11 protein-coding genes are annotated in these 14,889 nt (G+C 61.5%); 8 read left to right on the top strand and 3 right to left on the bottom strand.

Annotated features, from left to right (window positions below; translation table 11 throughout):
* Positions 1-59 precede the first annotated feature (59 nt).
* Entirely contained in the window at positions 60-692 is a 633-nt protein-coding gene (locus tag P0D96_RS14970) for a cytochrome b/b6 domain-containing protein (RefSeq protein ID WP_408178376.1), read from the top strand.
* Positions 689-1,465 (top strand): molybdopterin-dependent oxidoreductase, encoded by a 777-nt coding sequence (locus tag P0D96_RS14965; protein WP_408314088.1) that lies wholly within the window; start codon positions 689-691, stop codon positions 1,463-1,465. The genes P0D96_RS14970 and P0D96_RS14965 overlap by 4 nt, the downstream gene beginning before the upstream one ends.
* A gap of 25 nt (positions 1,466-1,490) precedes the next feature.
* On the opposite strand, the gene P0D96_RS14960 is transcribed toward P0D96_RS14965, so the two are convergent.
* Positions 1,491-2,459, bottom strand: a complete 969-nt coding sequence (locus tag P0D96_RS14960) for an AraC family transcriptional regulator (RefSeq protein ID WP_408314086.1) — start codon at positions 2,457-2,459, stop codon at positions 1,491-1,493.
* 317 nt (positions 2,460-2,776) lie between these two features.
* On the opposite strand from P0D96_RS14960, the gene P0D96_RS14955 reads away from it, so the two are divergent.
* Positions 2,777-3,829 (top strand): NAD(P)-dependent alcohol dehydrogenase, encoded by a 1,053-nt coding sequence (locus P0D96_RS14955; RefSeq protein WP_132382952.1) that lies wholly within the window; start codon positions 2,777-2,779, stop codon positions 3,827-3,829.
* A 734-nt stretch (positions 3,830-4,563) separates the two neighbouring features.
* Positions 4,564-5,520, top strand: coding sequence for a LysR family transcriptional regulator (locus P0D96_RS14950; RefSeq protein ID WP_408178379.1), 957 nt, complete (start codon positions 4,564-4,566; stop codon positions 5,518-5,520).
* 41 nt (positions 5,521-5,561) lie between these two features.
* On the opposite strand, the gene P0D96_RS14945 is transcribed toward P0D96_RS14950, so the two are convergent.
* Both P0D96_RS14945 and P0D96_RS14940 read right to left on the bottom strand, forming a co-directional pair.
* Positions 5,562-6,704, bottom strand: a complete 1,143-nt coding sequence (locus tag P0D96_RS14945) for a nucleoside hydrolase (protein WP_408178380.1) — start codon at positions 6,702-6,704, stop codon at positions 5,562-5,564.
* A gap of 173 nt (positions 6,705-6,877) precedes the next feature.
* On the bottom strand, positions 6,878-7,822 hold the full coding sequence (locus P0D96_RS14940) for a hypothetical protein (RefSeq protein WP_408178381.1): 945 nt from the start codon (positions 7,820-7,822) through the stop codon (positions 6,878-6,880).
* 124 nt (positions 7,823-7,946) lie between these two features.
* Here P0D96_RS14940 and P0D96_RS14935 point away from each other — a divergent pair, with 124 nt between their 5' ends.
* From P0D96_RS14935 to P0D96_RS14920, 4 genes are all read left to right on the top strand, one after another.
* Positions 7,947-8,792, top strand: coding sequence for a M15 family metallopeptidase (locus P0D96_RS14935; protein ID WP_408314084.1), 846 nt, complete (start codon positions 7,947-7,949; stop codon positions 8,790-8,792).
* Between the two features lie 259 nt (positions 8,793-9,051).
* Positions 9,052-12,936: a type VI secretion system membrane subunit TssM gene (gene tssM, locus P0D96_RS14930; protein ID WP_408314082.1), complete on the top strand. Its 3,885-nt coding sequence runs from the start codon at positions 9,052-9,054 to the stop codon at positions 12,934-12,936.
* Positions 12,933-13,925: a type VI secretion system-associated protein TagF gene (tagF, locus tag P0D96_RS14925; protein ID WP_132382940.1), complete on the top strand. Its 993-nt coding sequence runs from the start codon at positions 12,933-12,935 to the stop codon at positions 13,923-13,925. Before tssM ends, tagF begins: the two co-directional genes overlap by 4 nt.
* 4 nt (positions 13,926-13,929) lie before the next feature.
* A complete protein-coding gene (locus P0D96_RS14920; protein WP_408285994.1) occupies positions 13,930-14,886 on the top strand; it encodes an OmpA family protein in 957 nt (318 codons plus the stop codon).
* The last annotated feature ends 3 nt before the right edge of the window (positions 14,887-14,889 follow it).

Genomic DNA, 14,889 nt, shown 5'->3' with positions numbered 1-14,889 from the left:
AGCCGCGTTCTTCAATGGCGCGGCTTTCCACTTCCTGTTCGCCTCGCGACCCTTGCACCATGCCCGAACCGCAAACGCGCCTGCTCGTTCACCCGCTCGTCGTGCGAATCACGCACTGGATCAACGCATTCGCGATGGTCTGCATGGTGATGAGCGGCTGGGCCATCTATAACGCGTCGCCGTTTTTCCCGTTCAGATTTCCGGTGTGGGCGACCGTCGGCGGATGGCTGGGCGGCTCGATCGCGTGGCATTTCGCGGCGATGTGGCTGCTTTGCGCGAATGGGCTGCTGTATCTTGCGTATGGCATCGGCCGCGGGCATTTCCGGCGCAAGCTGCTGCCGGTTCATCCGCGCGACGTGGTGCATGATGCGAGCCTCGCGCTACGCTTCAAGCTTCCGCACGATACCGGCAGATATAACGCGGTGCAACGTGCGCTATATCTGCTCGTGTTATGTCTTGGCGTGTTGCTGGTGGCATCGGGACTATCCATCTGGAAGCCGGTGCAATTCTCCTGGCTCACCGCACTATTCGGCGGCTTCGACTTCGCTCGACGCGTGCATTTCATCGCGATGGCAGGCGTAGTCGGTTTCGTGGTCGTGCATCTGGCGCTGGTGCTGCTCGTGCCGCGCACGTTGCTGCCGATGCTGACAGGGCGCGCACGGCATTCGACGCATGAAAGGAGCCAGGCATGAGCGCATCGAAATCCAACGACGACGCGCGCCGCTCCCGCATCGTACTTGCCGATCATCAGCCGCAAATCGAACGGCTGCAACGACGCCTGTTCCTGCGCTCGTCGCTCTCCATCGGCGCATTGGCAATGCTCTCGGGCTGCAACATGCAGGACGGCGATTCGGCCGACAAGGTGCTGTGGGCCATGTCGCGCTGGAACGATCGCGTGCAGGCGTGGCTGTTCGACCGCAACAAGCTCGCACCGACCTATTCGGCACGCGAAATCACCGACCCGTTCCCGTTCAATGCGTTTTATCCGGAGTTCGACGCGCCGGACATCGACGGCTCGACGTATCAACTGGAAGTGTCGGGGCTCGTGTCGGATAAGCGCAGCTGGAATCTCGATCAGCTACGCGCATTGCCGCAGGCTTCGCAGATCACGCGCCACATCTGCATTGAAGGATGGAGCGCGATCGGACAATGGCGCGGCGTGCCGTTTCGCACGTTTCTGGAGCGCATCGGCGCCGATCTGAACGCGCGCTATGTCGGCTTCAAATGCGCGGACCGCTATTACTCCAGCCTCGATATGGCAACGGCCTTGCATCCACAGACGCAGCTCACGCTCGACTTCCGCAACGAGCCGCTGCCGGCCAAGTACGGCTACCCGCTGAAGCTGCGCGTGCCGACCAAGCTCGGTTTCAAGAATCCCAAGCACATCGCGGCGATCTTCGTGACCAACACGAATCCCGGCGGCTATTGGGAAGACCAGGGGTACAACTGGTTCAGCGGTTTGTAACCTGTAGCGCGGCCCGCTTGCCCGATCACACTGCGGTGACGTAACGCGCCACCGCCTTGACCACGCGCGGCGGCGGTGCATCGTAGACGGCGCGCATGCGCTTCACTTCGTCGACCGGGCTCAGCCCGAACAGACGCTTGAACTCGCGGCTGAACTGCGACGCGCTTTCATAACCGACGCGCGCCGCGGCCGCGCCCGCATTCAACCCATCCTGCACCATCAACAAACGCGCGTGATGCAAGCGTGTGGTCTTCACGTATTGCATCGGCGAAGTGGCCGTGACCGCTTTGAACTGCGCATGAAACACGGCGAGGCTCATGCCCGCTTCGGACGCGAGCGTATCGACGTCCAGTACGCCGTGGTAATCGGCATGAATTCGCCGCAGCGCTTTGGCAATGCGGCCGAAATGATTCTGATGCGTGAGCGCCGCGCGAATCGCGTCGCCCTGCTCGCCAGTCAGCACGCGATAGCAGATTTCGCGCACCACGCCGGGCGCGAGAATGCGCGCGTCGAGCGGCGACGCCAGCGCGTCCATCAGACGTTGCACCGCATTGCATAGCGCCGGGTCGAGCGGCGTCGAATAGATGCCGACGGGTTCGTGCTGCGCGGCGCCGTGCGTTTCATTCAGCGCCATCAACAATTCGGCCACCATGGTCAGATCGACGCGCACCGAGATGGCGAGGAACGGCTCTTCCGGGCTCGCCTCGGTCTCGCATTCGAATGGCAAGGGCACTGAGAGGACCAGGTACTGCTGCGCGTCGTACTGGAACACCTGATCGCCAAGAAAGCCGCGCTTGCGGCCCTGGCAGACGATCACGATGCTCGGCTCGTACATAACCGGCATACGCGGCATGGGACTATTCGCGCGCATCAGGTTGACGCCTTCGAGACTCGTGCGCGTGAGGCCCGGGGTGGGTGCGAGCGCATCGAATAATTCGACCACGCGCTGCTGGGCGGGATCGACCGAGACGGGTTCAGCGGAACGGGTTGACATGACGGTATAGTGACGTGCGAGAGAATAATGCTTGAAATTTATCACCAAACGACCTATCGCGCTCCTCGCCAGGAGTTTTAGGCAAATCTTCAAGACATTCAGGTATTCCCGGGCTCCCTCCCCGCTCCTATCATGGGAACCCTGCCGGATCATCCTTTTCCGCGCTGCGCCGGGCTCGGTTGCCAATTCCAGTTTGACGAATTTGCCAGCCACCGCCCGCGCCGTGATCCCGGTTCATAACGAGGTTGGCCACATCGGCGATTTGCGTCGCCCATCGCTGGCGCCTTGCGACTTCACCCTCTTTGCTGGAGCTACCCATGAGCACGACTTATGCCTATGCAGCGACCGACGCTACCGCGCCGCTCGCCCCGTTCGAAATCCAGCGCCGCGAACTGCGCGCCCATGACGTGCAGATGGAAGTTCTGTTTTGCGGTGTGTGCCATTCCGATTTGCATCAGGCACGCAACGAATGGAAAAACACGGTGTTTCCGGTTGTGCCGGGCCATGAAATCGTCGGCCGCGTGACCGCGGTCGGGCCGAACGTGACGAAATACAAGGCGGGCGATGTGGTCGGCGTCGGCTGTCTGGTCGATTCGTGCCGCACGTGTGCGAGTTGCAAGGAAGATCTCGAACAGTATTGCGAGAACGGTTTTGTCGGCACGTATAACGGTGTCGACCGGGTTGATGGTCAGATCACTTACGGTGGCTATTCCACGCAGCTCGTCGTGGATGAAGCGTTCACGCTGCGTGTGCCGGAGAATCTCGATCCTGCTGGTGTCGCGCCGTTGCTGTGCGCGGGTATCACGACGTATTCGCCGCTGCGGACCTGGGGTGCCGGTCCTGGCAAGAAGGTCGGCATTGTTGGCCTTGGCGGGCTCGGGCATATGGGGGTGAAGCTCGCACGTGCGATGGGTGCGCATGTTGTGTTGTTCACTACGTCACCGTCGAAGATCGAAGATGCGAAGCGGTTGGGTGCGCATGAGGTGGTGATTTCGAAGAATGCCGAAGAAATGGAAGCACATTTGAATAGCTTCGATTTCATTCTGAATACCGTTGCTGCTCAGCATGATTTGAATCCGTTTTTGAATCTGCTCAAGCGGGATGGGACTATGACGCTGGTCGGTGCGCCGGAGCATGATCATCCGTCGCCGCAAGTGTTTAATCTGATTTTTAAGCGTCGCCGGCTGGCTGGGTCGCTGATTGGTGGGATTGCTGAGACGCAGGAGATGCTGGACTTCTGCGGCGAACACGGGATTACTTCGGATATTGAGGTGATTCCTATGCAAGGGATTAATGAGGCTTATGAACGGATGCTGAAGAGTGATGTTAAGTATCGGTTTGTGGTTGATTTGGATTCCTTGCGGAAGTGAGTCGGTTTTTTTTAGGCTTGCGCCGTGGGTTTTTTTGGCCTGCGGCGTGGGCTTTTTTGTAGTCGTTTTTTCTGACTGTGTGCTTTGGGGTGTTGGCCTTTCCTTGAAATCACGGTGGTCTATTAGTGTTGCCCCTGTGCGGGGCGGCACCTACTTTCTTTGCATGCCGCAAAGAAAGTAGGCAAAGAAAGCGGCTTCACACCGCCAATTCTTAAGCGGGTCCCTCGCGCAGTCGCGGCAGTGGTGCATCTGGAATCTGTGCCCTCGCACACTCAGCCCCGGTGACAAGGCCGTCATTCTTCCGGCGGCGCTACGCGCGCCCCACGGTACTTCATTAACCCACCGGCCTTTTTCGGCGTGTCGCCGAGGCGAGGCCCCCACCGCGCACAGACGAAGTCATTTGTTTTAACCAGACCCTTCCGGCGAGCGCGGAGCGCGAGGCGGGAAGTATGACTGCCGTGTCACTGTGGCGGAATGTGCGAGACGACAGATTCCAGATGCACCACTGCCGTGACTGCGCGAGGGATCCGCTTCTGAGCTGGCGGTGTGAAGCCGCTTTCTTTGCCTACTTTCTTTGCGGCGGCAAAGAAAGTAGGTGCCGCCCCGCACAGGGGCAACGCTAATAGACCACCGTGATTTCAAGGAAAGGCCAACACAAAAAAACCCCACAATCCGCCGCGCAGGCAACAGCAATAGCAAGGCAAAACCCTAAACCCTCGACTGGAGCATGAACCGTGATTGACAGAATAACTGCAATGCGCACATTCATCCGAATCGTGGACACCAACAGCTTCACCCGCGCAGCGGAATCATTGAACATTCCCCGCGCCACGGCGACCACCATCGTTCAGAATCTGGAAGCGCTATTAGGCACCGTCCTCCTCGCCCGCACAACGCGGCGCCTAAGCGTCACGCCCGAAGGCGCGGCCTACTACGAACGCTGCGCGCAAATCCTCGCCGACATCGACGAAATGGAAGCCAGCATCCGTCACGCCACCGATAACCTGACCGGCCGTCTACGTATCGAAATGCCAGGGGCCGTGGCCAGCGCCATCATCCTGCCGGCCCTGGACGACTTCCACACGCGCTACCCTAACCTCGATCTCGCCATCGGCATCAGCAACCGCACCGTCGATCTGATCACCGAAGCCATCGACTGCAGCATCCAGCTCGGCGAATTGCCGGATTCGAATCTGGTCGCGCGCCAACTCGGCACCCTCGAGCACGTGACCTGCGCGAGTCCGGCCTACCTGGCCCGCTACGGCACGCCCGCGGACCTCGACGATTTGCGTGGACACGTGGCCGTCAATTGCATGTCGCCGCATAACGGCCGCGAAGTGGACTTCGATTTCGAGGTGGACGGCGAAGCGCAAAACGTCAAGGTAAAAGGCTTCGTCAAGGTCAGCGACGAACAGGCCTATCTCACCTGCGGCCTGCAAGGCCTCGGCTTGATCCAGCCCGCACGGATCGCCGCGCAACCGTATCTCGACTCGGGACTATTGCGCGAAGTCATGCCGCAATGGAAGCCCGTGCCGATGCCGGTTTCGGTGGCCTATGTGAAGAATCGCCGCGTGTCGCCGCGCGTGCGCGCGTTCGTGGACTGGCTGGCGGAGTTGTTCGAGAAAGCGGAGCACGTCGATCAGGATCTCTCGCGTGTCCGTCAATTGCTGCGCGGCCTGCATCCCGCCTGAGGCGGGTTGCGGGCACGCAGGCAGCGCGGTAGAAAACCGCGTCAATTAGGTAACTTGACCGGCATCGGCCGCGTCAACAGATCAACATAGAAATTAAAAAAGTTCGGATTGTCGAAGCGTTTCACCACCGTCATCTTCTGCAATCCCGCCGGCGGCGAACTCGTATAACCGGTAGCCTTGCCGTCATTCGCACCGAAGCTCATATCCACGTCCACCCACTCGTCCACGGTCTGCGTGGCGAACGAAGGATGCATCAGATACGCGAGCGTCAGCGTGTCCCAGATGTTCGTCGTGTAGTTCGGGTTGGTCTCGAAGCCATTCTTGCCGTCGAAACCATAACCGTTCAAAGTCTTGAACAATTGCGTGATGATGGTCTGCTTCGTCGGGTCGTGCGCGACACGATCGTACAACGCCTTGTCCATCTTCACGGTGTCCGTCACGTCGAGCGGAACCACCACCTGTTTGATCGGCAGACGCAACACGGCCTTCGCCGCTTCCGGATCGAACCACCAATTGAACTCGGCTGTCGGCGTGGTGTTGCCCGGCACGTCGATCGCACCGCCCATGTAAATGATCTGCTTGATTAGCGGCACGATCTCGGGATGTTGACGCGTAGCAAGCGCAATGTTGGTCAGCGGGCCGATCGCGAGAATCGTCACCTCGCCGGGATACTGCTTCACCGAGTCGACGATGAAATCCACCGCGCTCTTGCTCTGCACCTTGGTGTGTGTCGCGAAACCGTCGGGCGGCGCAACGAGATCGCTGTCCGATTTCGGCTCGGGTGTATTCCATGCGCCGAGATAACCGTCGCCGCCGGGGAATTGCTTCTGCTCGGCCTGAATGGTGGCGAAGTCGTGAGACAGAGCGTAATTGGCGCCGGCATACACGCCGATCTGATTTTCAACGCCCAGCCGTTCGACCGATTTCAACGCATCCGCTACGCCCTGCTTCAACCATTGATTGCCGGAGACCACCGTAATGCCGAGCACTTTCAATGAGCCTTGCGCCTGCAATTGCGCGGCCATGACGCCGAGCTGGCCATCGTCGCTCAGCGTGTTGTAGTCGCTGTCGATGATCACCTTCGGCGGGTTCTGCGCATTGATCTCGCTACCACCACACGCCGAGAGTGCCGTGACGGTCGCCACGCTTGCCACACACGTCAATGCCACGAGAAGTCGCTTCACTGATGTCTCCTTTTTTATAGCGCTGTGCCGCGCGAAGGAGGCTCATCATAGACGTAATCCAGATGAAATCAAATCGTCATGTCGAATGGATAATTCACGGAATCAGTTTGCGGCGAATGGTGGAACGCATGCGCGTCGAATGACGCGCATGGCGATTGAATGACGAAGCGCGCCTACGGCTGATGAGCCTGCTGTGCTGAACCTGGACACGCCGGATCCTTGCCCCAATGACCGTCACATACGCGCCAGCGGCACAACTGGTCTTCGAAGAAACCTCGCTGCCCGCACTCTTTCACGCGCTCAGCCAGCTTGGCGTTCCCAGGCGTGGCGGATGCACTGACCTTGGTCGCCGCGTTACCGCCAGCCGCCGGTTTGGCATCCGCGGGTTTGGTCCGCGCAACGAGCGCGGCCAATAGATCGGCATCCGAATCATCTTTCGAAGCATTACCGCTCGCGCGCGTCTTCTTCGACTGAGCGACCTCGGTCGGCGCGCTCGCATGGCGATTGCTGGCCGTGGCGCTTTCCTTCTTGCCGTGGACCGCGCTCTCGTGCTTGTCCTTGCTGGCCACAGCCGTTGCGCTTTTGCCGTGCTTCGCCGCCGGCACCGTGGCCGCGGAAGCAGCCGTTGCGGATGCAACCGGCGCGGGTGCGCTGCTCGACTCCGCGCCGTCGGCGAGCGCGCGCGACAGCCGGCTGCCGTCGCTGGCGGGCGCCGTAGCGGACGCCGCGGCGGCTTTGCTGTCGCTATCGTCGGCAACGATCGTCGCCGCTTGCGAGGAAGTTGGAGCCGGCGCCTCAGCTTTGGCGACGACCTGTGGCGCGGCGCTCGCGGCAACCGCCGCCGCGGCAGTCTTCTCTCCACTGGCCGGCGCGGCCGCTGCCGGCGACTCGCTCTGCGTACGCTGTTGCATATGCCAGGCACCCCAGCCGCCGGCTGCGATTACGAGCAAGGCGACCAATAGAAGCGGCGCTTTCGACCGGCGTGGTTTTTCCGTAGGCGGCGCAACGCGGCCTTCGAGGTTCGCAAGAATTCGCGAACCATTGCCATCAGCGCCTTTAGCCTTATCGGATAACAGGCTAGGCGGGGCTTTGGAATTCGAACTTTCCGGCGCACTCATTCACTGTCTCATTGAATCCTAGATTATTTCGCCGTGATAATACGTTCCGGCTCGTCTCCGAGCAGGCCTGATTCTAAGAGCAAGCATTACAAAATACAATTGTTTCCAATTTCCGGGGTCGCCTTTGATTGCCGTAGTACTTCTCGCCTATTTCGCCATCGCCGTTGTGATCGCTGCAATGCTGCTATTGCCGGCGGTACGCGCCTCTTTATTAGGTGCGGCGCTCACTATTCACGGCCGTGTTATGCGTGGAGCATCGCGCGGCGCTTCGCGCGCTCGCGGTCAATTAGCACGCTCGGCAAAAATTTCGCAATCGACGGCAGTCGATATGCAAAAGTTACTGGTAAAGCGGCGCTTGCTGATTTTTACCACGACAGGTATTCTTGCGACGCCTCCATTGGTGGCATTGGCTTTACGCGGCCGGCAATTATTCCAATTCGATGACACTGCACGGGTTCCGGACGAGAAAATTGCTGCGTTATTGAACGGCGAACAGCTCGTGCCCCCGCCGCCGTTGCCGCCGGAGGTATTCGCAACGCAGGAAGTCGAGCAGATCCGGCCCGCGCTTAAAGACGCGAGCCGCGACTGGAATTTGCTCGATGCCGATTTCAGAACGCGTTTATTGCTCGTGTACAAAATCATGCACGAGCAATACGGGTATGAAATGGCTTTGCTGGAAGGTTATCGCAGCCCGGAGCGGCAAAACCGGCTGGCGCAAATGGGGGGCAACGTCACCAATGCCGCAGCGTTTCAAAGCTATCACCAATACGGTCTCGCCGCGGACAATGCCTTTTTGCGCGACGGCAAGCTCGTCATTTCAGAAAAAGATCCTTTGGCCATGCGAGGTTATCAGTTATACGGGCAGACAGCCGAACAGGTCGGTCTGACGTGGGGTGGCCGTTGGAAAATGATGGATCTCGGGCACGTCGAATATCACAAACCCGGCTTCGTCCTCGGGCGCGGTCATTAAGGCCGAATGGGTAAAACCGGGTAATAAAGAGGTTGACATGGGGCGTTCAATCAATTTTTCTGGCAAAAAGCGGCAATGCCGCACGCATAACGGCATTGCTCCGCTCACTGTCGCCACGGCCGGCTATTGCCGATTTAACAATTCGGCCGCATTCGCTTTCGCCTGAATATGCTTTCGTTTTATTTCAAACGGCGTACGCGCGCCATGCTGCCTGCCACACCACGCGCCACAACACTCATCATCAAGACCTGAACGGCTTATGCGACGCATTCTCAACGTGTTGACCCACACACGCACGCTCTCGATCATCGGCCTGCTCGCGCTCGCTGCTGTCTTATTCATCGGCGCCGATACCTTGCAGATCGACCTGATGTGGCCGGCGATCGTGCTCGGCGCCGTGATCGCGCTGTGGCTGCTGGTGTGGATCGTGCGCCGCCTGCGCGCGCGCCGCGCGAACCGCAAGCTCGGTGAGATGCTCGAGCAGCAGGCGGAGAAGCAGGCCGAAGCCGGTCCCGCGCCTACGCCCGCGCGCCAGGCCGAACTCGACGTGCTGCGCACGCGCCTCGTCGATGCGGTGAAGACCATCAAGACCTCGAAGATCGGCCAGGTCTCGGGCGGTTCGGCGCTGTACGAGTTGCCCTGGTACATCGTGATCGGCAACCCCGCTGCGGGCAAGAGCAGCGCGGTGCTGAATTCAGGCTTGCAGTTCCCCTTCGCGGACAAGAACAACGCGGTGATCCACGGCATTGGCGGCACGCGTAACTGCGACTGGTTCTTCACGACCGAAGGCATTCTGCTCGACACCGCCGGCCGCTATTCCGTGCATGAAGAAGACCGCACCGAATGGCTCGGCTTTCTCGGCCTGCTCAAACGTTTCCGGCCTAAGGCGCCGATCAACGGCATCATCGTCACGGCGAGCATTGCGGAACTGACCAACAGCAAGCCCGAATTCGCAATCAATCTCGCGAAGAACCTGCGCCAGCGCGTGCAGGAGTTGACCGAAAAGCTCGAAGTGTTCGCGCCGGTGTATGTGATGTTCACCAAGGCCGACCTGATTACCGGCTTCACCGAATTCTTCAGCGGCAGCGAGCGCCACGAATACGACCGCGTATGGGGCGCCACCCTGCCCTACGAGCCGGATGAAAAGCGCGACGTGGTCGGCCTCTTCGACGAACACTTCGAAGAGCTGTACGACGGCCTGAAAGAGATCAGTGTCGCGCAAATGTCGATCAATCGCGGCAACAAACTCTCGCCGGGCCAACTGAGCTTTCCGCTCGAATTTTCGACCATCAAGCCCGCGTTGCGCGCGTTTCTCGCCACGCTGTTCGAGACCAACCCGTTCCAGTACAAGCCGATTTTCCGCGGCTTCTATTTCACCAGCGCCTTGCAGGAAGGCGAAACCAATAGCGCCGCGGCCACGCGCATCGCCAACCGTTTCGGCCTGAGTTCCGATAGCCTGCCCAAGCCGCATAGCGCGTTTTCGAAGAACGGCTTCTTCCTGCGCGACCTGTTTTCGAAGGTGATCTTCGCCGACCGGCAAACGGTCAAGCAATTCGCGAGCCCCGCCAAGACGCGCATGCGCTATGCGACCTTCTTCGGCTTCGTCGCGGTGCTCGCGTTGGCGCTCGGCGGCTGGACCTGGTCGACGGTCAACAACCAGCAGCTCACGGCGAACGTGCAGGCCGATCTCGACAATGTCGTGCGTTTGCAGCAGAACCGCAACGACCTGCAATCGCGCCTGCAGGCCATGGACGTGCTGGAGGACCGCATCGACCAACTCGAACAGTTCCGCCGCGACCGGCCGCTCGCGGTGTCGCTCGGGCTCTATCAAGGCGATCGCCTCGAACAGCGCCTGCTCACCGAGTACTACAACGGCGTGCGTCAGATCCTGCTCGATCCGGTCTCGCAGAATCTCGCGTCGTTCCTGAAAGACGTCAACGCGCATCCCGATCAGCTCGCGCCGTTGAACCGCGCGCCGGACGCCGCCGCAATTCCTGTCTCCACGCACTCGGCGATGAGCGCGAACAGCCAGGGCGGCCTGTATAGCGACGCCTCGCCGACCAACGTCGAAGACGCGTACAACGCGCTCAAGACCTACCTGATGCTGAGCGACAAGCGTCATGTGGAAACGGCTCACCTCACCGATCAGGTCGCCCGCTTCTGGCGCGGCTGGCTCGAAACGAATCGCGGCAACATGCCTCGTGACGAGATGATCCGCAGCGCCGAACGCATGATCACGTTCTACCTGTCGCGCGTTTCCGACGACGACTGGCCGATGATCGACCAGAACCTCGGCCTTGTCGATCAGACGCGTGAGAACCTGCGCCGCGTGGTGCGCGGCATGCCGGCCCGTCAGCGCGTCTACGAGGAAATCAAGGCGCGTGCGTCGACCCGTTTCGCGCCGATGACGATCGCGCGCATTGTCGGCGAAAACAATACGGCGCTGGTGGCGGGCAGCTATGCGATCCCCGGCACCTTCACGCGTGAGGCGTGGTTCCAGTACGTGCAACCCGCCATTCGCGACGCCGCCACGAAAGAGTTGCAGGCGAAGGACTGGGTGCTCAACACGTCCGCGCACGACGACCTGACGCTCGAAGGCAGCCCCGAGCAGATCCAGAAAGCGCTCGTCGCGATGTACAAGACCGAGTACGCGATGCACTGGCAGAAGTTCATGCAAGGCATTGCGGTGCAGAGTTTCGGCAGCTTCGGCCAGGCCGTGGACGCGATGAACCGTCTGGGCGATCCGCAGGACTCGCCGATCCGCAAGGTGCTCGAAACCGCGTACGACCAGACTTCATGGGACAACCCGTCGCTCTTCAACGCGAACCTGAAGCGCGCGCAAACGGGCGTGACGAGCTGGTTCAAGAACTGGTTCTCGCGTGCGCCGACCGGCCAGCTCAACGCGAACATCGACATCAACGGCAATCCGGTCGAAGTGCCGATGGGTCCGATCGGCCAGGAGTTCTCGGCGCTGGGCCGTATCGTCGTGAGCGGCGACAACGGCTCGATGCTCAAGGGCTATATGGACACGCTGTCGAAAGTCCGCACGCGCTTTAACGTGATCAAGAATCAGGGCGATCCGGGACCGGGCGCGCGCCAGCTGATGCAGCAGACGCTCGACGGCAGCGGCTCCGAACTCGCCGATTCGCTGAAGTACGTCGACGAACAGATGCTTACGGGCCTCACCGACTCGCAGCGCAAAGCCCTGCGTCCGCTGCTCGTGCGTCCGTTGATGGCGGCGTATGCGGTGGTGATCCAGCCGGCCAGCGTCGAAGTCAACAAGGTGTGGAATGCGCAGGTGTATCAGAGCTTCCAGGGCTCGCTCGCGAACAAGTATCCGTTTGCCAGCGACGCGAAGGTCGAAGCCGGCGCCGGCGAAATCGCCCAGGTGTTCGGCCCGGACGGCGCGATCGCCAAGTTCGTCGGCACCACGCTCGGGCCGCTCGCGGTGCGCCGTGGCGACACACTGACGGCTCGCACGTGGGGCGATATGGGTCTCGCGCTCACGCCTGACTTCACCAACGGCTTCGCGCGCTGGGTAGCGCCGCTTGCAGGCGGCGCGGCCGGCGCAGCGGCCGGTCAAGGCTCGGCTGAACCGCAGACCGTGTTCCAGATCCTGCCGCAGCCGAGCAGCGGCACGACGGAATACACGCTGGCGATCGACGGTCAGCAGATGCGCTACCGCAATACACCGCCGCAGTGGACCAACTTCGTGTGGCCGAATCCGTCGGGTTCGCCGGGCGCGACACTGAGCGCCACGACCTTCGACGGCCGCACGCTGCAACTGGTCAACGAACCGGGCCGCTACGGTCTGGAGAAACTGATCAACTCGGCGCAACGCAAGCGTCGTCCGGACGGCACGTTCGATCTGTCGTGGACGCAAGGCAGCGTGACGGTGGCGGTCAGCATGCGCATCATCAGCACGTCGCAGGCGTCGAGCGCCAGCAGCGATGCGCCGCAACAGCAGAGCCTGCGCGGCTTGCGGCTGCCGTCCTCGGTGGCGGATGTGAGCGCGGCGGCCAATTCGGTCAATGCGACCGCCGCGGGTGCGCCGGGCTCCCTGCCCGCCGCCGCGCCGGCAACGCCCGCGGCACGGCCGGCTACGGCCGCCACCGCGGTTTCGAATACAGGGGGTGCGCAATGACGCAAACCGTGCAGGCGCAAATCGCCTACTTCGGCAAGATCCCGTCGCGCGGCGACTTCGTGAAGAGCGCGCATAACCCGCAATTGCTGGCCACGCTAGACCGCTGGATCGCCGAAGCAATGGAACTGCTCACCGACGATCCGCGCTGGAAGATCGTCTACGAAAATGCCAAGCCGATGCACTTCGCGTTCCTCGGTTCGCGCAGCAAGCTGGCGATCGCCGGGCATATGATGGCGAGCCACGATCAGTCGTCGCGGCGCTTTCCGTTTCTTGCCGCGACCGCGCTCGAAGTCGAAAAGCCGCTGACGTTCCTCGCGCACAGTCCGCTCGCCTTCGCGCGCCTCTGGTCGCGCGTCGCGGCGCAAATGAAGCCGCTACTCGGCGCCAGCGAACCGCCCGGCGCGCTGCAGGCGCTCGGCGAGACGCAGGTTCCCATCGAGATCGGCGCCGGTCCGGGCAATCCGCACGACGGCACCTTCAACGACTTCGTCGAACACCAGACACTCTCCGGGCTCGAACAGATGCTGCTCGCGAGCGGCCATCCGGTGCGTCTGCGTGGCGCGATGCTGGCGCTCGGCTCACTGCTGCGTCCGGTGATGCAAAGCGGCTCGTCGCACCTTGAACGCGGACTGACCTTGCCGCTGCCGAACGATCCGTTCTACCGCAGCCTCGTTGCCGCGTTCTGGCTCGAACTAATTGCGCCGTTCGTCGCGCAGGCGGATTTCGAGCTGGCGATTTTCATCGGCACGATTGCCGAGCGCGAGCGGCTCATCATCGGCTTTAACGGCGCCTCGGCCAAGACGCTGCACAGCGTGGTCGATCCGCAGTCGTACGCGGCGCACAACATCGATATCGACGATCCCGAGTGGATCGACGAACACGCACAAAACGATCATGGCATCAGCAAGCTCGTCAGTTACCTCGATCAACCGCAACTGTCGCTGCGCGTCAGCATCGACACGTTCCGCGAAGCATTCACGGGAGCGTGACACGATGCTGAATCTCTCCATTCGCACGTCCGTGCTGCTCGCCGGTCTTCTGCTGAGCGCCCTCGCGCATGCCGACAACGACGGCCCCGCTCGCGTCACGCCGGTCGACAACAGCGGCATTTCGATTCACACCACGATGCTGCCGCCGGCTTCGTCGGCGCCGGTGGGCAATGCTGGCCCTGCGGTGAATACGGCGGGACTCGCGAGCGGCACGACCGGCTCCGGCACCGGCGCGATTACCGCGGCGCCGCCGCCCGCCAACGCGACGCCGGGCCAGGTCGTGGTCGGCGGCAAGGTGCCGGACGAAGCGACCAAGGCGGCCGTGCTCGCGCGCTTGCGCGACACGTACGGCGCGGCCAACGTGGTCGATCAGATTGAAGTCGCCGATGTGGCCACGCCGCCGAACTGGTCCGCGAACGTGCAAAAGTTGATCGGCCCGCAGTTGAAGCAGATCAGCAAGGGCCAGTTGAAAATCGACGGCACACAGATCGACATGAAGGGCGAAGTGCACAACGAATCGCAGCGCCAGCAGCTCGCGAGCGACATGGCGAATGCGCTGAACCCGACTTACACGATCAAGAACGGCCTGCGCGTGAGCGCTTCCGAACAAGGCCTGCTCGATCAGACGCTCGCGAATCGCACGATCGAATTCGAAACCGGCAGCGCGACGCTCACACCGCAAGGCCGCGCGATTCTCGATCAGATGGCCGCCGCGATGGGGAAAATGACGACCAAAACCGTCGCGATCATCGGGCACACTGACAACTCGGGCAACCGCACGTCGAATATCGCGCTGAGCCAGGCGCGCGCGGATGCGGTGAAGGGTTATCTGGTCGCGAAAGGCATCCCGCCGCAACAGATGACGACGACGGGCGTCGGCCCGGATCAGCCGATCGCGTCGAACGACACGACCGATGGACGGGCACGGAATCGGCGTATCGAGTTTCGTGCGGGATCTTGAGTT

Source organism: Paraburkholderia sp. RL17-347-BIC-D, assembly GCF_046027915.1.
Lineage (GTDB): Bacteria > Pseudomonadota > Gammaproteobacteria > Burkholderiales > Burkholderiaceae > Paraburkholderia.
The sequence above is the reverse complement of the archived record's forward strand: the minus strand, read 5'-3'. Positions and strand labels throughout refer to the sequence as shown.